The following is a 20,826-nucleotide window of genomic DNA, read 5'->3' as shown; positions in this document are numbered from 1 at the left end:
GTAGGCCGGACCTCACCCCCGTGTCCCGTACCAGCGGCTTCACTCGAACGGGGCGCCCCGCCCCGGATCCGGCAGCAACTTCGTCATCCCCGGCAGGAAGTCCGCGAACAGCTCGTGCACCTCGTGGACGAGCGGCCGCAGCACCCGGAAGCGAGCCAGCGACACACCCCGCGTCGTGATCCGGGCGCCGCGCTCGGCGAGCCGGTAACTGCGCTCGCGCCCGGCCGTCCGGTCGAAGACCCAATACAGCACGAGCCCCATCTGGGACAGCCACATCAACTCGGGCAGCACGTCCCGCAGCTCCTCCGGAACCTTCGCCTTCGACCCGGCCAGCACCTGCCGGTGCAGTGCGATGGCCTCCTCGCGCGGCCCCGCCGACTCGGGCGAGAAGGGGCTGAGCGGGCTCTCCGGATCGGCGGCGTTCTTGAAGAACTGCGCCGCGAACTCGTGGTACGGCTCCGCCACGTCCAGCCACGCCTTGAGCACGCCCGCGATCCGCGCCTCCAGATCCTTCTCGCGCTCCAGGACCGACCGGACCGCCGCCTGGTGCTCGGCGCCGATCCGGTCGTAGAAGCCCTGGATCAGGTGCTCCTTGCCGGCGAAGTAGTAGTACGCGTTGCCGACGGAGACCCCGGCCTCCTTGGCGATGGCCCGCATGGTCGTCTTGTCGTAGCCCCGCTCCTGGAACAGCCTGAGCGCCGTCTCCAGAATCAGGGCGCGGGTCTGCTCGCTCTTGGCGACGCTCTTCTTCGCGTCACCTTCGTCGGGGCCTGGGCCGGGGTTGTCTGTCGCTGCTGGCACGGGAACAGAGCCTAACGAGTGAAGCAGGAGCCGCCGTCACAGCCGGGAGGCTCGTACGTCCACCCGAGGCTCGGCTCGTACACCCACCCGTCTCCCCGCCGGTACGCGCCCCCACCCCACCCCTCGGCGGCGCGCGCCTCCCGCCACTTGGCGGCGGCGAGCATGGCGCCCTTGGCGAGCCGGGCCCCGGCCGGGGTGCTGAGCCGATGCGCGAGCGGCCGATGTTCGCGCAGCGCCCACAGGCATACGACCCAGGCGGCGGCCCCCCTGTAGACCTGCCCGCCGTCCCCCACGACGGTGATCTCGTCGAGGGTGGCCCCGTGATCGAGGGCGGGGAAGAGCCCCCGGGCCTCGTCGGACCCGGCCGGAACCATCCGGAGCGGCACCAGCTGGGCCTGCTTGGCGAGCCAGTCCCGCAGGAAGGTGCACATCGAGCACTGGGCGTCGTAGAGAACGGTGAGCCCGAGGACCGGGACGCGTGCGGCGTCCCGGTCCTGGGCGGCCGAGGGAGCAGCCATCGGGGTCACGCTCCGGCCGACGGGGCGACCCAGTCCTGCGGCGCGATGGGCGGCAGCTGCTCCCGCTCCATGACGCCCCGCCGCCGGATCTTGTTGAGTACGTACACGTTGCCGAGGTGCATGACCCCGAGGACGAGCAGGACGACGCCGAGCTTGGTCGACAGGGCCTCGAAGATGCCGCGGGCGTCGGCGATCTCGTCGTCCTGGTTCAGATAGAGCGCGACGAAGCCCAGGTTGACGAGGTAGAAGCCCACCACCAGCAGGTGATTGACGGCGTCGGCGAGCTTCTCGTTCCCGTGCAGTACGTCGGAGAGAAAGATCCGCCCGTTGTGGCTCAGCGTGCGCGCCACCCAGACGGTCAGCGCGATGCTGACCAGCAGATAGATGACGTACGCGACGACTGTGAGGTCCATGTCCCCACCCCTTCTTGAACCTTCTCGAACTTTCTTGAACGCGTTCAAAACGCTGTCGAGGAAGACTGTAGACCTGATTTTGAACATGTTCAAGTCAGGGTGGGGGGATGCCTACGCCCGTGCGGGGCGGGCCAGTTCGGGCCGCTTGCCGTAGTCCGTGAAGCCGATGACGTTGCCCCAGGGGTCGGCGACCTCGACGGTCCACCCGGTGGCGACCGGGAAGGGAGCGTCGAGGGGCTGGATCCCCGCTGCGGCCAGTGCGTCGGCGGTGGCCCGCGCGTCCCGGACCTCCAGCCACACCCGCGCCGAGGCCCATGTCGGCGGCCGATGGCTCAGCTCCTCGTCCAGGCGCAGCAGCACACCCGGCGTCTCGTTCCCGACCTTCAGCAGCGCGATCCCGGCCTCGTCCAGCCGGAACGCCACCGGAAACCCGGCCCGCCCGTAGAAGCCCACGGCTTCCTCCAGGTCGCCCACGGGCAGCAGCACGTTGTCGAAGCCGAGCAGCTCGTACGACTCTTCATCTGACATGCCATCACATTAGGGACGGCCCCTTCGGGGAGCCCGGGGGCTGACCGTGGGGGTCACTCGATGGGGGGAGGAGGGGTGGCATTGACCCCTGGGTACGCCGAATCGACAGGCGAGACTCCGCCGCATGGGAGCAACCATGGACGACGCATCCGGAAACGACCGCGACGACCTCGACGACGAGCCGTCGTACCGCTGGCCGATCCCGCCCCCCCCGAGGGGTGGACCGCGGACGACCTCGACCGGCTTCCGGGCCTCCCGCCGCACACGGAGTTGATCGACGGGATTCTTGTCTTCAGGGGGGCCGCAGACCGCTTTCCACGCACGCTGCACGCGTCAGCTGGAGAACAGCCTTCTGGATCAGGCCCCGGGGCATCTCGATGTCATGCGGGAGATGACCATCAAGCTGGACACCAAGAATCGGCCGGAGCCTGATCTCTTGGTCTTCCCGGTGGAAGCAAACACCGGCCCCCGCCAGACCTGGTACCAGCCCGAGGACATCGTCCTTGCCGTCGAAGTCGTCTCCACCGAGTCCTGCGTACGCGACCGCGAGGTCAAGCCCCGCAAGTACGCCGCAGCCGGATTCCCGCACTTCTGGCGGGTCGAGGAGGACGAGGACAAGGGCCTCCCTGTCGTCTACGTCTACGAACTCGACCCGGCCACCAAGTCCTACGCCCTCACCGGCATCTTCCACGACCGCCTCAAGGTCGCCCTCCCCTTCGACATCGAGATCGACCTGACGGCGATCGACCAGCGGCGGGGCAGTTCGGAGCCGGCCCGGGACTGACTGCACAACGGCGGGCGGGAGCCGAACCGTGATTGTCAGTGGCGCCTCGTACTGTCGTCGGCATGGGAATGGTGACGTTCGTCGACGAGACCACCAGTGGGGACCGGGGCGAGGGCTGGGCGCTCGAGATCGCCGAAGAGCGGCTCGACGCACGTGAGTTGATCCGGCGGCGGGTCTTTCAGGAGGTCGCCGAGTACAACGCGCGGATGCCCCGAGTGTTCCAGGGACTCGTGCAGCCCGAGGACACCGAGCGGGTGCGGGGCGGGTACGCGTTGCGGACACCGCGCCCTTCAAGCAGGCCCACCGCGAGGTCTACCTGCTCACGGACGCGGAACGCACCACGGACACCTACTCGAACCGTTTCGCGGCCCATATGACGAAAGGAACATCACGGATCCGACGATCCTGAGCCAACTCTGAGGTCGGGAACCGGACATGAGGAGAAGGGGACCGACCAGGCACGCCGACTTCTCTGTTGACCCTTTATTCCTGCAATATGACCGGCAGTCGAGTTCGGCCACTATGGCCGGCATCGCGTTCAGCGATCGTCCCCACGACCTCAGGAGCAAACACCTTGACCGAGCAGCCCAACCAGCCGCCGAATCAGCCGCCCGGCTACGGATACCCGCAGGACGCTCCGAACCCGAACCCGAACCCGAACCCGAACCCGTACGCGGGCGGCCAGCCGGGCCCGGGTCCGTACCAGCAGCCGGGTCAGTACGGCTATCCGCAGCCCGGTCCCGGTTACCAGCAGCCCGGTTACGCCATGCCGCCCGGCACGTTCACCGGCGACCCCAACGCCCCGTACGGCTACGACCCCTACGGGCGCCCGTACTCCGACAAGTCGAAGATCGTCGCCGGTGTCCTCCAACTCACCCTGGGCACGCTCGGTATCGGGCGCTTCTACATGGGCAGTGTCGGCATAGGCATCGCTCAGCTCTTCACCTGCGGTGGTCTGGGCATATGGGCCCTGATCGACGGAATCCTCCTGCTGACGGGCAACAACAACACGGATTCCCAGGGGCGGATCCTGCGTGGCTGAGTCCGGACTCCGACAGGGGTCCGTCCTGCGGCACCCGGCGGCGGCACCCCTCGTGGTGCTCGCCGCCGGGGCGGCGGGCGCCGGCTACCTCTACGTCACCGATCCGCACGAGCCGGGGCATCTGCTGCCCCGCTGCCCGTTCCGCCTCGTCACCGGGCTGCTCTGCCCGGCGTGCGGCGGTACCCGCATGGTGTACGACCTGATGCACGGTCACTTCTCCGCGGCCTGGCTGGACAACAGAGTGCTGCTGCTCGCCTCGCCGTTCGCACTGGCACTGTTGGGGCGCTGGTCCCTGGAGGGACTGCGCGGTCGCCGCTGGCGGCCCTCGCTGAGCCGGTGGGCGCAGGGCCTGGTGCTCCTGGTGGCCATGGCATGGACCGTCGTCCGCAATCTGCCCGGCGGGTTGCTGCCGTAGTACCGGCGTGGCTGTCGGACGCTGCTGAAGCCTGCGCCACGCCATCGGCGGGCGACGTTCGGGCGCTCGAATCAGGCCTCGCCCGGAAGCTTGGCCAAAATTTGATCACGGGATGGGAACAATCGACGGATCTGTCTCCCGCCCGCCCCATCAGCCTCCGTATTCTCCCACGTCACAGGGGGATGACGATGGGTGCGATTTCTGTCGCGCGCGGCCTCCTGGACCTCTGCCGGAGCCGTCCGCTCCGGTTTCTCCGGTACTCGCAGGAGCATCCTTCATGTCTGTCCCCACCCCTGAAGCCCCGTACGGCGTCGACCCCAAGGGCCGCGTCTACTCCGACAAGTCGAAGATCATCGCGGGCGTCCTCCAGCTCTTCCTGGGCTGCTTCGGCGCCGGACGGTTCTACGTCGGCTCCACGGGCGTGGCCCTCGGCCAGCTCTTCACCTGCGGTGGTCTGGGCATATGGGCCCTGATCGACGCGATCCTGTTCTTCACGAGCAACGACCGCACCGACAAGCAGGGCCGCGTCCTCCGCGGCTGACACCGCCTCACGACGAGGGCCCCGCACCCGCGCCACGGGAAGCGGGGCCCTCGTCGGCCTCTCCTGCGATCTCACCCGATGGCGATCCGGGTCTGCCAGTAGCTCGCTGGACCGATGATCTCCGTCCCTCCTCCCGGGAGGACGGTCTTGCCGCCCGCGTAGAACCGCACGGATCCATCGGACCGCACGGTCCACACGTCGGGGACGAAGTCGCCGTTGGCGTCGGGTGTGCCGATCAACAGCGGGATGCTGGTGCTGGACCAGCCGGAGGAGCCGTACACGGTGTCGAGTCCGCCGGAGGAGTTCGCGGCGGAGGCGAGGGAGTTCAGGTCGGTTCCGCCGCCACTGCTTGCGGCGATGCCTGTCCGCAGGAGCAGCCGGGAGGAGACGTCGGTGCGGTAGACGAGGTCGGTGATGCCGTCGCCGCTGATGTCCTGGACCGTGACGAGGTCGCGGCTCGCCCAGGCGGAGGCGGACAGCTGGATCGCCTGGTCGACGGTCGCGCCGTGGTAGCCCGTGAAGGCCCACAGTTCGTCGTCGCTCTCCTTGCCCACCGTGACGAAGAAGTCCGGCCGCCCGTCCCCGGTGGCGTCCCCCGCACTGACGATCTGCGTGATCTCCGCGGGACTGGGCGCTCCGTCGGGCAGCAGGATCTCGCGGCGCTTGTCGATATTGACGGCACCGTAGCCGTCGCCGGGATAGACCCAGAGCTTGCCGTCGAGGCGGACAACGAGATCCTGGAGGCCATCACCGCCGTAGATGTCGCCGTTGTGGGTGATCAGACCACCCTTGAAGTGTCCCGTAGGCGCCGCGGCGTACGGCGGCAGCTCATCCCCGTTCGGGTCTTTGTCCGGGTTGGCCCGGTAGGCGCCGGGCATCGAGTAGTCCAGGTCGCCGGTGCCCTTGGTCAGATCGGTCTTGTCGGCCTGGGACGGGTAGAGAACGAGGTTGCCGTACTCGGTGACGACCATGAGGTCGGCCAGCTTGTCGCCGGTGAAGTCGCCCTGGACGTCGGCCTGATCGCGTGGTGTGACGTAGAAGAAGTACTTCGTCGGTTCAGAGACGTTGCCCGCGCTGTCGACGGTCCGGACGTAGAGCACATTAGGTCCGGCGGACGGAGGCTTGGCGTCGGCGAGCGTGGCGCTGACCGTGGTGGCGGTGCCGAGCTTCCGGTCGAGGTGGAAGGCGTAGTCCGGAGAGTTGAACCCGTACTCGTACCGCACGACGTCAGTGTTGACGGCGCGAACAGTGAACGATCCGGGTGTCCCGAACTTCTTGACGCTCCACGTGGCGTCCTCGGCGCCGCTGCCGAAGCCGTTCTCGCCGGCGTCGGCGTTCGGGAAGTCGCTGGAGCTGACCCTGGGCGGCCGGGGTGCCGTGGTGTCCAGGACGAACCGGCATGGCGTTTTGGCGGGGTAGTAGCTCGACGAACTCCCGGCGTCATCGAACGCCCGGACTCTCCAGGAGTAGGGGGTACCGCTCGTGAGCCCACTGGTGGAGAAAGCGTTCGTCGTCCTCAGAGCCGTGTCGGTGTCCCCGCCCGCCGATACCTTGCCGGTCGTACGGAGCAGGTCGCCCGTTGACTCCCACTTGCCGGTGGGCCAGAGGTCGAAGTCGAAGTAGTCGAGGTCCTTGTCCTTGTCCGTGGCCTTGGCGGTGAAGGTCAGGCCGCTGGAGCCCATGCGGACGTACGGCTTCGTCGTGGTGCATTTGCCGTCCGGGCCCAGGTCCAGCGAGCCGGAGACGATCGTGGGCCGTCGATTGTAGATCAGCTCCAGGACGGGCGGGAAGTCGCCGTTCGCCTGGAACTTCTTCCACGCGTACTGGGCGTGCTCGTCGCGGGCACGCAGCCCGAAGGTGATGCTGTCCTCGCCCTGGTCGGCGATCTTTTGGGCGCCCTTCTTCACGTCGAAGGTCTCGTAGGCGTCGCGGCAGCCGGACTTGTAGCCGTGCGCGAAGCTCTTGGTCGTCAGCTTGTTGCCGTCGTGGAGCTTGGGCGCGTTCTTCCAGTTGGTGTGGGAGTTGATCGGTCCGGTGAGGTGCACGCTCAGCGAGCGGGCGCTGCATGACCAGGAGTAGGTCTCCAGCATGCGCAGCTTGGCGGACTCGATCTTCGTGCCCTTCAGGTCCTTGTCGAAGTCGATGTTGAAGAACGACCGGGAAGTGCCCCAGGTATCGGACTCGAAGCCGACCCGGGCCTCGTGGGTGCCGCCCTTGTTGAACCCCTTGCCGTTGTAGAAGGTGGCGTTGGGGTGGCGGTCGTAGGCGGTGGTCCAGTTCTGGACGTGCTTCTTGACCGAGGGGTCGATGAACACGGGGTACGTGGTGGCCGGGTCCGCCAGAAACTCCTGGTCCGGGGTGAGTGTCCACCGCTCAGGGGACAGGTCCGCCTCGACGAGCTCTCCGTGCGAGTCGGGCGAAGGACCGTCGAGCAACGGCAGGCTGAGCGTCGCCGCCGAGCCGCTCTGCGAGGGGGCCGGAGTGGGCTCGGGCGGGGCGGACGGCAGCGGAGATTCCGATGGCGTCGGCGCGGGGTTGTCACTCGCCGATGGCAGGATCTCGACGTCGGTGTCGGTCTGTTCGTCCGATTCGACAGGGTCTTCTTCGGCGGGAGTGGGGCTGTCGTCGGGAGTCGGGACGGCGGAGTCCGACGGGTCGGGGGACTCGGGTGCCGTCGGCTGGGCGCTCGCGCCCACGGTGCCGTCGGTGACGGCCGGAGTGCCGCCGCTGTCCCACATCAGCGGGGTGGGCGACATGGCGACCTCTTGGTCGTCGGCGTCCTCGGCGCTGACGATCCCGGAGACCGGGTCCAGGCGGAAGGTGAGGCTGGAGGAGTGCAGACCGTACGTCAGCTGCTGCACATGCGGATCGGAAGCCGCCTGCCGGTTCTTCAGGACGACCAGTTGCCCGAAACCGTCGTCCTCGGCGGTGAGCACGAGGTCGCCGCCGGGGAAGATCTCCGGGTACAGCGCACGGTTGCCGTCGATGATCGGGGTGGGGATGGGGCCGGGCCAGGTGAGCTGTATCGCGTGGTCGCCGCCTTCGACGTACAGCGTGACCAGGGGTGTCCCGGTGTCGTCCGCAGCGGCGGCCTTCAGCAGCGATACGCGCCGCATGGCCGAACGGGAGGCGCGCGGCTCGGCGTGCCCGTCAGAGCCGACCGAGAACACCATGCGGGTGTTGGTGGCTTTCGGCTCCCACCCGCCTTTCGTGCGGCGCAGGCTCGGGTCGATCCTTTTCCACTCGCCGCCCACTTTGGCGCGAATGGGCGACGAATAGAGGCGCTTCACCATACGGCCGTCGGGGCGGGCCCATGTGGTGGATTGGGCGGTGCGCGCGGCGGTCACCTCGACTGCTTTGCCGGTCTTGGCCGCCTGGCCGATGGCCGCGGCTTCGGTGACGGTCTTCGTGGGTTGGTCGCTGCCACCTTCGTTGCTCTCGGCGTCGCCGCCGAGCTGAAGTCCGGCGTAGACGATGCCGGTCGTGGCGACCGCGGTGGCGAGCAGTGCCGCACCGGCCCGACGGCCGGGCGTGCGGCCCCAGTTGCGCGTCATCGGGCTGGTTCCCCTTCCCCCTCGTTCCCCTGGAACCGGCGCGGGACAAGGCGCGGCCGGGCCAGCCGATGATGACCTATGGGGGAGCTGTCGTCACTCTGTGATGAAGCGGTGTGAGAGGTGTGAGGGGCGGCGTCCGGTTGCTCGGGGATACGGGGCGCGTGGTCCACGCGGAATGGCGAGCAGGTGAATCACCGAGTAATGAAAGGGAGAAAGTGAACCATCCTCGGGTGAATTGCCAATTGTTTTGCTATGTGAAATGTGCGTATGTGTTAAATCTGTTGAGAAGGTTTCCTGGTTCCCCGTCGGGTAGTACGTGGGGATTCATCGCATTCATTGCGTGACGATGCGCTACTTACCGTGGTGATGATCACATTGTCCGGTCACTCCTGGCGTTTCCTCACAGAGTGATCACAGAATCTCCATCGTCTGATACGTCATCAGGCGTGGTCCGGTTCACTGGCCCCGCCTCGAGCGGTCCGGGGGACCTCGCCGTGTTCGGTGGACTTTCGCACGCCCGCAAGCGCCGCCTCGCGCGCACAGCCGTGCCGGTCACGGCAGCCGCGTTGCTGGTCGGGCTGCTGCCCGTGCAGTCGCTCGCACTGCCGCCCGATCCGGCGACGGCGGAGAAAGGGCGCGAAACGCTGACCCTTGAGGGCGTCGACCGTGAACTGCCGATACCCGGCAAGGTGTTCAGCCGGAGTCTGGATACGCTGAAGGCCGACGTCCCCAAGGACCTGTTCGCGGCGCCGGCGGGCACGACGACCCCGCCCTCCAACCTGACGGGCTCGGTCACCTTCGGCTCGACCACGACGACGGCATCGGCGCGGACAGCTGTTGCCACGGTCCAGCAGGCAGCCCTGACGCCCGTGCCGAACCTGCCCGTGAGCCTTGGGCAGGCTCCCGACCAGCCAGTACCGACGGGGAGTTGGCAGGTCACCATCCCCGATCGCGCCTCCGCGGTCAGCCAGGGTGTCGATGGTGCCGTACTTGTGGTGCAGGCCCCGGACACCGGCTCGGTCCCGGTCTCCGTCAAGCTGGACTACTCGAAATTCAAGAGCCTCTACGGCGCGGACTGGGCCTCCCGTCTGCGCTTCGTCCAGTTCCCGGACTGCTACCTGACGACGCCGGACGACGAGGCTTGTCAGACGTACGAGGAACTGGAGACGTCGAACGACCCGGTGTCGAAGTCCCTCACCGCCACCGTCGACCCGGCGGCCGACGACACGGTGACACCGGCCTCGACGACGCCCACCTCCGTCAAGAGCTCCGGCGTCGTACAGGCGGCCTACCGGAAGTCCGCCTCGGCGATCCCCACGGCAACGGGCAACACGGCAGTCCTCGGCGCGGTCGACTCGGGCGGCGCCGAGGCCGGCAGCTTCAAGGCGACACCGCTCGCCTCCGACGGCAAGTGGGAGGCCGGCGGATCGTCCGGCGCGTTCACCTGGTCCTACCCGCTGACCGTGCCCAGCCCGCCCGCGGGCCCGGCCCCCAAGATCTCCTTCGACTACAACTCGCAGACCGTGGACGGCCGTACGGCGGTTTCCTCACCGCAGGCCTCCTGGATCGGCGAAGGCTGGTCCTACGACCCCGGTCACATCGAGCGCCGCTACCGAACCTGCAAGGACGACCGCAAGAAGCTGGCCTCCGGCACCCCCAACAACACGGCCAAGAAGGACAAGACGTCCGACCTGTGCTGGGTGTCGTACAACGCGGTGATGTCGCTGAACGGCAAGACCACCGAACTGGTCCGTGACGCCGCCTCCGGCAGCAACCCCGAGCAGGACACCGAGATCTACCGACCTCAGCAGGACGACGGCACCCGGGTCCAGCACAAGGTCGGCGGCAGTAACGGCGACAACAACGGTGAGTACTGGGTCGTCACGGCCCCGGACGGAACCCAGTACTTCTACGGGCTCAACGGCGTGGGCGGCGGCCACGCGACCACCAACTCCGTGTCGACCGCCCCCGTCTTCGGAAACCACCCCGGCGAGCCCTGCCACGCCGACGCATTCGCCGACTCGCGCTGCGGCTCCGGCAAGCAGCAGGCATGGCGCTGGGGTCTGGACAAGATCGTCGACGTCCACGGCAACACGATGGTCGTCAACTGGAACCAGGAGACCAACTACTACGCGGTCCGGAAGAGGTTCAAGCAGCCTGAGCAGTACGACCGTTACGCGTACCCGACCGCCATCGAGTACGGCATGCGGTCCGACCTGACCAAGCCGTCGGCGACCGTCGACTTCGGCCGCAAACAGCGTTGCCTGGAGTCAGAAGCGGCCTGCGACGCCACGAACTTCGCCAAGACCGCCGACCCGGGCGCCTACCGCAGGTGGTGGGACACCCCCGGCAACCTCAACTGCAAGTCCACCTCGAAGCTGTGCCCGGCCTTCCCGTCCTTCTGGACGCAGCTGCGCCTGGAGACGGTGACGACGAAGGCAGCCCGCTCCGGACAGGCCGGCCTCGGCAAGGTCGACACGTACACGCTCCACCAGTCCTTCCCCGCGGACTGGTACGACACGGCCCCCGGCCTCTGGCTGAACTCGATCACGCGGACCGGATACGGGCCCGGCGATTCTACCGGCACCCTCCAGTCCAAGGACGGCCTCAGCTTCGCGCCCTACACGGTCGGTTCCAGCTCACCCCTGCGCGGCCGCCTGAAGGACCGACAGCTTCCCAACCTCGTCCGCAACGGCAAGGCCGATCAGCGCCCCGGCTTCACCCGCCCCCGCATCGGCGTCGTCTCCACCGAGTACGGCGGTGACATCGAGGTCGAGTACACCGGCGGCTGCGCGTCCGAACCCGCGGAGGACAAGGGCAAGCGCAACGGCACCTGCTATCCGGTCCGTTGGTCGCCGGACGGCGACGAGAAGACTCCCGCCAAGGCCTGGTTCAACAAATACGTCGTTGATTCCGTGACCGAGATCGACAAGGTCACTTCACGAGGCAAGCCGGTCGTCACGAAGTACACGTACGAGGACGCGGCCTGGGCCAAGAGCGACGACGAGTTCACCCGCCCCGCGCTGCGGACGTACAGCGACTGGCGGGGCTACCGGCAGGTCGCGGTCACCAAGGGCAGCGACATCACCGCCAAGCCCGATGTTCCCCAGTCACAGTCGTACTCCGTGACGCGCTACTTCCAGGGCACCGGCGGTGAGCTGAAGGACTCCACGGGTGCGTACACGCTGGCGCCGGACGACGCACCGCAGTACGCCGGCACACCCGCGGAGGTCATCACCTACGCCGACTCGGACGGAAAGATCCTCAAGCGGGCCTTGACCTACCCATGGTCCAAGCAGACCGCGTCCCGTTCCCGCGAGTACGAGGACGGGACTGCCGCGGACCCTCTCCTCGCCCACCGCACGGGCGTCAAGCGCACGGACGAGATCCAGACCATCGACGACAACAGTTGGCGGGCCGTCCGCACGCTCACGACGGTCGACGACACCTACGGTCTGCCGATCGAGGTGGAGACGGCGGTCGTCAAGTCCAGCGGCTCCGGTGAGACGCTGTCCGACCGGACCTGCGTCGTGACGTCGTACGTGCACAACACGTCGGCGTGGCTGATCGGTCTGCCGAAGGAGCAGCGCACCACGGGCACGTCCTGCGCCGCCTCCGCCACCGCGGACCCGGCCACCGAACTCAAGTCGGCGGTGCAGAACAGCTACGACAACCTGGCCTACAAGGCGACCCCGGTCAAGGGCCTGGTCACCTCCGCGGCCGAGATCGACGGAACGGGAACGTACTCCGTTGTCACCGCCACGACGTACGACCCGTTGGGCCGGGTCCGGACGGTCACCGCTCCGGGCACCGGCATCACGGAGACGCAGTACACGCCCGGCGACGACGGCGGCCCGGTCACCCAGGTCAAGTCGATCAATGCCAAGGGCCACGCCACCACCACGGCCTACGACCCGGGCCGCGGCCTGGCCCTGTCGGTCACCGACCCCAACGGTCGGGTGACCCGCAACGAGTACGACTCGCTGGGCCGCCTGGTGAAGGGCTGGTCACCGTCCCGCTCTTCGGGCGGCAAGTCACCGAATGTCGAGATCGCCTATCAGTCGGCGATCGCGACGCCCGCCAAGAACGCTCCGGCCGCCGTGACCGTCAAGACGCTCAAGGACGACGGTTCCTACGCCGTTGAGGTGACCGTTTACGACGGTCTGACGCGCGAGGTCCAGAAGCAGAGCGAGGCCCACGGCCCCGGCCGCGTCATCGTGGACACCGAGTACAACGACCACGGACTGGTCGCCAAGAAGAGCGGCGCCTACCTGGCCAAGGGTGAGCCCGCCACGGAACTCTTCGCCCCCAGGTCGACGTCGCTCATCCCCAGCTCGGCCCAGTACCGCTACGACGGTCTGGAACGACAGGTCCGCGCGGCGGTCTATCACGCGGGCACCTACAAGTACGCGACGTCCACCTCGTACGACGCGGTCAGCACGACGGTGGACCCGCCGGGTTCGACAACCCCGAGGACGCGGACGCACGTCGACACCCTCGGCCGCGTCACGTCCGTCGCGCACTTCACCCAGAACGCCGCCGGCTCGGCCGCCGGGCGTACGACGACGTACGGGTATGACGCCAGGGGCAACCGCACCTCGGTCACCGACCCGGCGGGCAATGTGTGGTCGTACAAGTATGACGCCCGCGGCCGGGTGACGTCCTCCACCGACCCCGACACCGGAACGACGTCGACCTGGTACGACACCGCCGACCGCCCGAACCGGGTGAAGGACGCGCTTCAGCGGGAGACGTTCACCGAGTACGACGTGCTCGGGCGGGTCCTGAAGGTGAGACGGGGCTCGACGACCGCGAACCCCGCCAAGGAGTACACCTACGACGAGCTCCTCGGCGGGCTCGGCAAGCCGGTCGCTTCCATCCGGCACACGGACAACGGCGACTTCATCGATCGCGTCACCGGCTACGACACCGAGTACCACGTCACCGGCAGCGAGACGGTCATCCCGGCGAGCTCGACGACCACCGGCCTGGCCGGCACCTACGCATACGCGTACACCTACACGCCCACCGGACAACCGCAGTCGGTCACACTGCCCGCGGTGGGCGGCCTGGCTCGCGAGAAGGTCGTCACGCGCTACAACGGAGACGGCCTGGCGGAGTCGACCTCGGGTCTGACCTGGTACACGTCCGACGCCACCTACTCGCCCTACGGCGAGGTACTCCGTACGGTCTCCGGCTCCCAGCCCTACCGCGTCTGGACGACGAACTTCGTCGACCCGCACACGGGCAGCCTCCAGCGCACGGTGACGGACCGCGAGACATCCGGCCCGTACCGCATCACGGACAGTTACTACTCCTACGACGCCTCCGGCACGATCACCTCCAACGCCCGCCAACTCGGTGAGGTGTCGGGCAGTCCCTGGGACACCCAGTGCTTCACCTACGACGTGATGGGCGAACTGGCGCACGCCTGGACGTCGAACATCGCGCCGAACGGCAAGAACACCGGCTGCAAGTCCTCGAACGGCACGACCTGGGGCCCCCGAACCGACTACGCCGTCGCTTCAGGCCCGGCCGCCGATGCCCCCGACGCCGCGACGGACGCGGCGAGCCCGGACACGTCCCTCGCCTCGACGCTCGGGGCGGCCGCTCCGGACGCGGCGACGGTGTCGACCGGCGCCACCGCCTACCGTCAGTCGTTCACGTTCGACTGGCTCGGCAACCGAGCGACGATGACCGAGCACGACCCGGCGGACGCGACGAAGAACGTCACCTTCATGTACGGGTACGGCAAGACCCCCACGGCCAACGGTCCGGCCCAGCCGCACACGGCCACGTCGATCACCTCCACCCCGGCCGGAAAGGCCAGCGCCTACACCTTCGACGACACGGGCAACACCACGGTCCGAGCCCTGCCCACCACCACGCAGAACCTGGCCTGGTCCTCCGAGAACAAGCTGGACTCGATAACCGCTGACGGCAAGAAGACGACGTACATCTACGACGCCGACGGCAACCGCGTCCTGGAGAACTCGCCGTCCGGCTCGACCCTGTACCTGGGCGAGACCGAAGTCACCACGGACGCGACTGGAAAGATCACCCGGGCATCCCGCTCATACGTCCAGGCCGGCGCCCCGACCGTCGTCCGCACCACCACCAACGCAGCGTCGACAGGCCACAAACTCGCCGTCCTCATCGCCGACCACCTCGGCACGGCGAACACCTCGGTGGAACTGTCCACCGGTCAGCCGGTAACCCGCCGCACCTTCAAGCCGTACGGCGAAGCCCGCGGCACCAAGCCGACCAACTGGCCCAACAAGCGTGCGTACTTGGGCGTAGGCATCGACGACGCAGCCACGGGCCTGACCCACATCGGGGCTCGCGAGTACGACCAGAACTCGGGCCGCTTCCTCTCCGCGGACCCGATCATCGACATCGCCGATCCGCTTCAGATGAACGGGTACACCTACTCCCGGAACAGCCCCGTCTCCACATCGGATCCGACCGGCCTGAGGCCCATCGGGCTCTGCGAGTACACAGGGGGCTGCGCGCCCGGCACCAAGGAGTCGTTCACCCACAATACGAACGGCACCTGGACCCAGCACACGCTGCAGCAGCAGATGACGTCCCGTTCCGACGGATCCACCCTCTTCACCTACACCCACACCGCAGGCCGGAAGAAGTACAAGTCGTACACGACCGTGGGCAAGTACGGCACATACAACGGCATCGCCCCGCTGGGCGGAGACCTCAGGAAGAAGCAGGCGACCGACCTATTCAACTTCTTTGTCTTCGACACCGAGCAGGCGGGCGCGTGCCAGGACGATGTCTCGGCCGGTAACTGCCTGCCGCTCCTCGCGGACATTCCGTTCCTCAAGGTCTTCAAGCTGGCGAAGCTGAAGAGGTTCGATGACCTGGGTGAAGGGGCGTCGGACGCCACCAAGCAGCTCCCCGGTTGCAAGTGCTTCCTGGCCGGCACAGACGTCCTCATGGCCGACGGGTCGACCAAGGACATCGAAGACGTCAATCTCGGAGACAAGGTCCTTGCGACCGACCCGGAGACCGGCGAGACCGGCCTCCGGAAGGTAACTCGCCTCATCCGAACCGAGGGCGACAAGTACTTCAACGAGCTGTCCATCGCGACCGAGGACGGCATCGAGAAGCTCACGGCGACGCACGAGCATCCGTTCTGGTCTCCCTCCGAGCGGGACTGGGTCGCGGCGGGTGAGCTCAAGCCGGACATGACGTTGCGCACGGACGAGGGCGACACGGTCATCGTCACGGACAATCGCCCGTTCACCGAGCGGGCGCGGACGTACAACCTCACCGTCGATGACCTGCATACGTACTATGTGCTGGCGGGAGCTACGCCGGTCCTCGTCCACAATTCTGGGGGATGCCCAACTGGGGCCCCGCGCTCGGCGGACGGCAAGTTCTCGAAGCGTAACGGCGAGCCTGGGCGTGATGGTGCTGCGGATGAAGCAAACGCCTGGGATCAGCTGGAAATGGACGGCGCATTGGTCATGCGCAACGAAACTGCAGTTTCCGCGCCAGGAATGCGAGTCCGCAAGTATGACGGCACGGTTGAGATCAACGGTCAGTGGTATGGAATAGAGGTTAAGGGCGGAACTGCCAAGAAGAATCCTCAACAACGGCAATTCGATGATTGGCTCAATACGCCTGGAAATACGGTCACTACTAGCGATGGCCGAACGCTTGTCGGAGTCCATGATGTGTGGATAGATCGGTAGTGCCTGAGGGGTCGACCCGGACGATCAGGTCGACCCCACAGGCGATCTGGCCGGACTGCGGTACCGTATCCGCAGCTCAGTGCTGCGAGTCGGCCCCGGCTCGCGACTTCGGGAGAGATGGTGAGGATGAGTTTCGATCTGATTTTTTGGTATCAAAAAGTGGCCCCGACGTCAGGGGAGGCCGCTCAGATCTACGATCAGTTGACGGATGGAATTACCGGTATCGTCGAAGAGAGTTCGGCTGTCGAGGACTTCTACCGAGCCGTGATCTCCGAATTTCCAGATCTAAGCGAAGAAAATATGGAGGAGTCCCCGTGGGCCTCTCCTCTCTATGTCACCGGAGAGTGCGTAATTGCCGCTATCTCTTGGTCGCGTTCCAGTGAAGTTTCTTCGGTGCTGCTCGACTTGGCGTCGACGCACGAGCTGACTGTGTACGACCCCCAGGATCAAGTGGTCTACGGAAATTCCGGAGACAGCTCAAACCGCTGATGAATTGAGGGAGGAGGTATACCGCGGAGAGCGCGTCAGCTGCCGCTGCACAGGTACTTGACGCAACGGTGACGGCAACGTCAGCGGACGACGGCTGTGGCAGGTGGGTGGTCGGGGTTGTTGCTGGTAGGGCTGAGGGCGTTGCCGAGGGTATCGATGGCCTGGCGCTGGAGGCGGAGTCGGACGTGGGCGTAGACGCCGGCGGTGACGCCGATGTGGGCGTGGCCCAACAACTCCTTGATCACGACGAGGTCGACGCCCTGTTCCGGAAGCAGGGTGGCAGTCGAGTGCCGGAGGTCGTGGAAGCGGATCACGCGGAGTCCAGCGCGGTGAAGGAGGTGGCGGAAGCGGCGTGTGAGGTTGGTGGGATCAAGTGGTCTGCCAGTGGCGGTGGTGAAGATGAGGCCGTTGTCGGCCCAGCCCGTCCCGGCCGCCTGACGTTCCTCCTGCTGTCGTTCCTGGTGGGTCTTGAGAGAGTTGATGCATTCGGCGGGCAGGGCGATGCGGCGTTCGGAGGCGCGAGTCTTGGTGTGCAAGATGGTCAGGCCGCCGGTGCGGGTGCGCTGGAGGGAGCGGTGGATGCTGGCGGTCACTCGGGGTGAGCTGTTCAGAGTTTCTTTACTTGATCAAGGCGGCCCGCTGGCGCGGCCCGCGCGCGCCCGGCCCTGCGGGGCCGCCGCCCGCTCCTGTCTCCGACCCGCTCGCCGACGACCCCGCAGGACCGGGCGCGCAACAGTCAGCACAACGAACCTTCCCGGGGCTCCGCCCCAGACCCCGGCCCTCCCTCCGAGGGGCAGGGGGCCGTGTGTCGGTGCGGCTTCGTAGTGGTGTGGGGTTCGAGGTCGCGGGAGGGGTCCCTCGCCGCCCGGTCACCGAAGGCGTACCAGGAACCCCCGGGGGCCGCCAAGGCCGAGCGCACGCGTCACGATGTGAGCCTTGGCGGCCCCCGGAGAACCCTGGCACGGCGAAGCTGCCCGACCGACGAGGGACCCCTCCCGCTCAGGCCAGCTTCTTGCCGGATGCCTCGGCGCTGGCCAGGTGTGGTTTCCTCCGTGCTGTGGTGCATCAAGGGTGGTCAGGACACCAGCAGTTCGGCGACTTCGGGCACGTCTCGAAAGGCCCGCAGGCGGTCCAGCACGATCCGCGTGCGCTCTGCCGTGCGTTCGCTGCCGCTCTGCGCAAGAGCGAGCATCCGGCTCGTTGTCGCGGCGGCGGCCTCGGGCTCGTTGGCGTCGGCGTAGGCCACGGCGAGCCATGAGAGGTACAGCGCCAACTCTCGGGAGTGGCTGGCGTCGTAGCGTCCGAGCACGTCCGTCAGCAGCGGCACGGCGCGCAGGGGGCGCCTCAGCTCGGTGTAGACGCGGGCTTCCATGACCTGCAATTCCCCGGCGTCCATCCAGTACAGGTACGACGGCGATTGGGTGCTGGCGGAGTCCTCGGCCAGGGCCTCGGCTGCTTCTCCGAGGGCGGCCATCGCCGGGCGGTCCTGCCCGGCCCGGGTATGCGCCCAGGCCACTCGATCCAGATACAGCGCGCGCGCCTTCGGCGGGGCGTCCGGACCGGCGTCCTCCAGTGCGGCGCGGGCCAGCCCGACCGCGTCGCCAGCGTGCCCGGTGTTGCTCCACTGGTAGGCCAGCGAGCCCGCAACGTTCCCGGACAGCACGCCGTCCCCCGCGGCCCGTGCGGCGCTCATGCCGAGCCGGTAGATACGCTCTGCCTCGGCATGCTCCCCGGCGTCGGACGCCACCCACCCAGCGATTTGCGCCAACTCGCCGATAGCCCGAAGCAGTTCACGGCCGACCTCTTCGGTATGCACTCCCTCGCGGTAGAGCTTCACCGCCGCCCGCAGCTCGCGCAGAGCGGGACCGATCAGATCCTTGCCGTACACCACGTCGTCGGCCAGCCGCAGCCCGTGGACCCGCTGGGCCAGGTCGACCACCTGCCCGGCCCCGATCCGGCGGCCCGAGCGGGCGCTTAGTGGGGATAGCGGGTCGCCCTCGGGCAGGAAGTCGGCCACGGACCGTACGTGCGCAGCGAACTCGACAGACGCAACAACCTTCGCCGCCTCCAGCATCTCGCGCGGAACCTGAAGCACCCGCGCGAGGAACGGCAGCCACTCGCGCGGTGACCGCTTCCCAATCTCCCAGCGGGACACGTCATTTCGTGTCGGAGGAACACGCCCAGGCGCAGCCTCAGCCAGTGCCTCGGCGAGCCGCCCCTGACTCCACCCACGCGCCAGACGCAGCCGCCTGACCAGTTCCCCGATCGTCTCCCGCACCCAACCAGCTTGGCAGACAGAAAGGCAGACACGCTGGCTGCTCCCAAAGGCCCACGCCAGCGAGACCGTGATCAGTAGCCCCGAGTCGAGCCGAGGAGAGGGAATCAGGATGGCGGAGCGAGCGACACAAAAGCCCGGAGGACTCACGGCGCAGGGGCCGCGACTGCTGCCGTGGAGCACCGTGGGCGGAAACCCCTGTTACCTGAGCACCGACGGCCAGGGCTACCTCGCCAACCTCGCCGACAACATCGAAGCCGTACAGCTGGGCATGGGCGAGGACCTGCTGGGATACGCCCGAGACGCCATGGCCCCTGACGCGAAGACCTTGTCGGCGACCGAATACCGCTGGCTGGCCCGTCGGCTGAGCGAAGCCCTCTCCGACGCGCTCAGGGTCGCCGACTCACGCGGTCAGCGCCTCCCCGACCCGGAAGAGGTGACCGAGGATGCCTGACTCTGTGAACACCGACGCACAGTCCCGTGGTGCGCGAGGACGCTACCGATTCCGCGACTACCACGTGACAACCGTCCCCGACCCCCTGGCTCTGCCGGCCTTCACGGCGGTCTGCGTCACCCGCGAGGAACGCAACTGCGGTGCCACATCCGGCACCCTGCACACCCCGGACGAGCTGACCCGCTGGATCGCCGAACACTGCGCCCAGACCGGCCACCAGGACTACGAGCAGACCGTCCGTGCCATGCTCCGTGCCGAGCCCGGAGCATGGCAGTAAAGCCCCCTCCCCCAGCGGCAGCGGCACCGTGCGCCCCGCACACCTGACGGCAGTAGCGACGGCAACACGCACGGATCTCCCCGCACAGCCACGGACACCAGCGGAACCCGAAACCACCGCTGATCTGCGAATACGCAGATAGAGAGGGGTCGCGTAGCACACGTATTATGTGCTGGCGGGAGCTACGCCGGTCCTCGTTCACAACAGCAACAGCAACTGCGGCATTCGCAAGCACGACAAAGCCCGTGGCGCTGCCGGTGTCGATGAAACGACGGAGACGTTTGAGAAGTTCTACGACAAGTCCGATATCTACAGTGAGAGCTACGGGAATGGACTTGATTTGTGGACCCCTTATGGCAGGCGTCAAGTGGATATCGCGGTCCGGAACCCAGACGGAAACCTTCACCTTTATGAGGTGAAGGTGAATAAATCGAATTACACGAGGGGTCAGCGAAGGAAGGATGGCTAGCGAAGACGTACGGGTTTGAAACCTCGGTCGTCCGGCGCGGTACAGAGTGTCCAATCTGCAACCCCTAACCTGAGAGGACGGCCTGTGAGTAGCGACTTCGGCTTCTGGAAGCGCTCTGCCGGGAACGCTGAGGAAGTTTTCGACAACCTCGCTGAGGGCGACACCAGCGACCTTGTCGTGAGCCCTGACGTGTTGCGGTTCCGGGAGGAGTTGCTGACTAGGTGGCCAGATGTGGAAGACGTTCTGGAGCCGTCTCGATTCGACCTGGAAGAGGATCCGGATGACGCGGGAAAGTACGTCCTCCTGACCCTCTCGGTTCGCCAACTGGATTATCTCCCTGAGATTCTTGACATGGCGAAGAGGGACGGCCTCGTCGGATTCAGCGGAGTGGCGGGCGAGCCGATTTAAGGCTTCCGATTCGCTGCGCATCCAAGCGCAAAGATACGGCCCCTGTAGGTGTCGGCGAATTCAAGGGGTCGTTGCAACACGTGGTCGGTTGATCAGGCCGCGAGCAGTTTAGACAGGCGCTCGGCTGGGGTTTCCCAGCCGAGCGT

The 20,826-nt window shown here is 67.2% G+C and carries 15 protein-coding genes and 2 pseudogenes; 10 read left to right on the top strand and 7 right to left on the bottom strand.

What is annotated here, in order from left to right; translation table 11 throughout:
- Window positions 1-39 precede the first annotated feature (39 nt).
- The 4 genes from AB0D57_RS14270 to AB0D57_RS14255 all read right to left on the bottom strand — a co-directional run bounded on the left by AB0D57_RS14270 (window position 40) and on the right by AB0D57_RS14255 (window position 2,260).
- Window positions 40-801, bottom strand: coding sequence for a TetR family transcriptional regulator (locus AB0D57_RS14270; RefSeq protein ID WP_362071458.1), 762 nt, complete (start codon window positions 799-801; stop codon window positions 40-42).
- Window positions 802-812: 11 nt separating this feature from the next.
- A complete protein-coding gene (locus tag AB0D57_RS14265) occupies window positions 813-1,319 on the bottom strand; it encodes a DCC1-like thiol-disulfide oxidoreductase family protein (protein ID WP_362071456.1) in 507 nt (168 codons plus the stop codon).
- 5 nt (window positions 1,320-1,324) lie between these two features.
- The gene (locus AB0D57_RS14260) at window positions 1,325-1,732 is read right to left on the bottom strand and encodes a hypothetical protein (protein WP_362071454.1); all 408 of its coding nucleotides are present in this window, start codon (window positions 1,730-1,732) and stop codon (window positions 1,325-1,327) included.
- Between the two features lie 111 nt (window positions 1,733-1,843).
- Window positions 1,844-2,260, bottom strand: a complete 417-nt coding sequence (locus AB0D57_RS14255) for a VOC family protein (RefSeq protein WP_362071452.1) — start codon at window positions 2,258-2,260, stop codon at window positions 1,844-1,846.
- 124 nt (window positions 2,261-2,384) lie between these two features.
- On the opposite strand from AB0D57_RS14255, the pseudogene AB0D57_RS14250 reads away from it, so the two are divergent.
- The 5 genes and pseudogenes from AB0D57_RS14250 (at window position 2,385) to AB0D57_RS14230 (ending at window position 5,042) form a co-directional block, all read left to right on the top strand.
- Window positions 2,385-3,044: pseudogene (locus tag AB0D57_RS14250) on the top strand (Uma2 family endonuclease).
- Between the two features lie 316 nt (window positions 3,045-3,360).
- Window positions 3,361-3,453, top strand: a complete 93-nt coding sequence (locus tag AB0D57_RS14245; RefSeq protein ID WP_362071607.1) for a hypothetical protein — start codon at window positions 3,361-3,363, stop codon at window positions 3,451-3,453.
- A gap of 165 nt (window positions 3,454-3,618) precedes the next feature.
- Window positions 3,619-4,086: an NINE protein gene (locus AB0D57_RS14240; RefSeq protein WP_362071450.1), complete on the top strand. Its 468-nt coding sequence runs from the start codon at window positions 3,619-3,621 to the stop codon at window positions 4,084-4,086.
- A complete protein-coding gene (locus tag AB0D57_RS14235) occupies window positions 4,079-4,501 on the top strand; it encodes a DUF2752 domain-containing protein (RefSeq protein WP_362071448.1) in 423 nt (140 codons plus the stop codon). Before AB0D57_RS14240 ends, AB0D57_RS14235 begins: the two co-directional genes overlap by 8 nt.
- Window positions 4,502-4,778: 277 nt before the next feature.
- Entirely contained in the window at window positions 4,779-5,042 is a 264-nt protein-coding gene (locus tag AB0D57_RS14230; protein ID WP_362071446.1) for a TM2 domain-containing protein, read from the top strand.
- A gap of 71 nt (window positions 5,043-5,113) precedes the next feature.
- On the opposite strand, the gene AB0D57_RS14225 is transcribed toward AB0D57_RS14230, so the two are convergent.
- On the bottom strand, window positions 5,114-8,596 hold the full coding sequence (locus AB0D57_RS14225; protein WP_362071444.1) for a DNRLRE domain-containing protein: 3,483 nt from the start codon (window positions 8,594-8,596) through the stop codon (window positions 5,114-5,116).
- A gap of 545 nt (window positions 8,597-9,141) precedes the next feature.
- Here AB0D57_RS14225 and AB0D57_RS14220 point away from each other — a divergent pair.
- Together AB0D57_RS14220 and AB0D57_RS14215 are read left to right on the top strand one after the other, a co-directional pair.
- A complete protein-coding gene (locus AB0D57_RS14220; RefSeq protein ID WP_362071605.1) occupies window positions 9,142-16,308 on the top strand; it encodes a polymorphic toxin-type HINT domain-containing protein in 7,167 nt (2,388 codons plus the stop codon).
- Between the two features lie 126 nt (window positions 16,309-16,434).
- The gene (locus tag AB0D57_RS14215; RefSeq protein WP_362071442.1) at window positions 16,435-16,797 is read left to right on the top strand and encodes a hypothetical protein; all 363 of its coding nucleotides are present in this window, start codon (window positions 16,435-16,437) and stop codon (window positions 16,795-16,797) included.
- Window positions 16,798-16,877: 80 nt separating this feature from the next.
- Here AB0D57_RS14215 and AB0D57_RS14210 read toward each other — a convergent pair.
- Window positions 16,878-17,387: pseudogene (locus AB0D57_RS14210) on the bottom strand (site-specific integrase); the annotation flags it as partial.
- Between the two features lie 485 nt (window positions 17,388-17,872).
- The gene (locus tag AB0D57_RS14205) at window positions 17,873-19,075 is read right to left on the bottom strand and encodes a helix-turn-helix domain-containing protein (protein ID WP_362071440.1); all 1,203 of its coding nucleotides are present in this window, start codon (window positions 19,073-19,075) and stop codon (window positions 17,873-17,875) included.
- 109 nt (window positions 19,076-19,184) lie between these two features.
- On the opposite strand from AB0D57_RS14205, the gene AB0D57_RS14200 reads away from it, so the two are divergent.
- From AB0D57_RS14200 to AB0D57_RS14190, 3 genes are all read left to right on the top strand, one after another.
- Complete coding sequence (locus AB0D57_RS14200; RefSeq protein WP_362071438.1) at window positions 19,185-19,526, top strand: hypothetical protein; 342 nt, start codon at window positions 19,185-19,187, stop codon at window positions 19,524-19,526.
- Entirely contained in the window at window positions 19,519-19,803 is a 285-nt protein-coding gene (locus tag AB0D57_RS14195; RefSeq protein ID WP_362071436.1) for a hypothetical protein, read from the top strand. The genes AB0D57_RS14200 and AB0D57_RS14195 overlap by 8 nt, the downstream gene beginning before the upstream one ends.
- Window positions 19,804-20,356: 553 nt before the next feature.
- Window positions 20,357-20,680 carry a hypothetical protein gene (locus AB0D57_RS14190; protein ID WP_362071434.1) on the top strand — a complete coding sequence of 108 codons (324 nt, stop codon included), beginning with the start codon at window positions 20,357-20,359 and terminating at the stop codon, window positions 20,678-20,680.
- Window positions 20,681-20,826: the final 146 nt, after the last annotated feature.

It is taken from the genome of Streptomyces sp. NPDC048275 (assembly GCF_040652275.1).
Lineage (GTDB): Bacteria > Actinomycetota > Actinomycetes > Streptomycetales > Streptomycetaceae > Streptomyces.
Note: the sequence above shows the minus strand (reverse complement) of the source record. Positions and strands in the feature narration are given on the sequence as shown.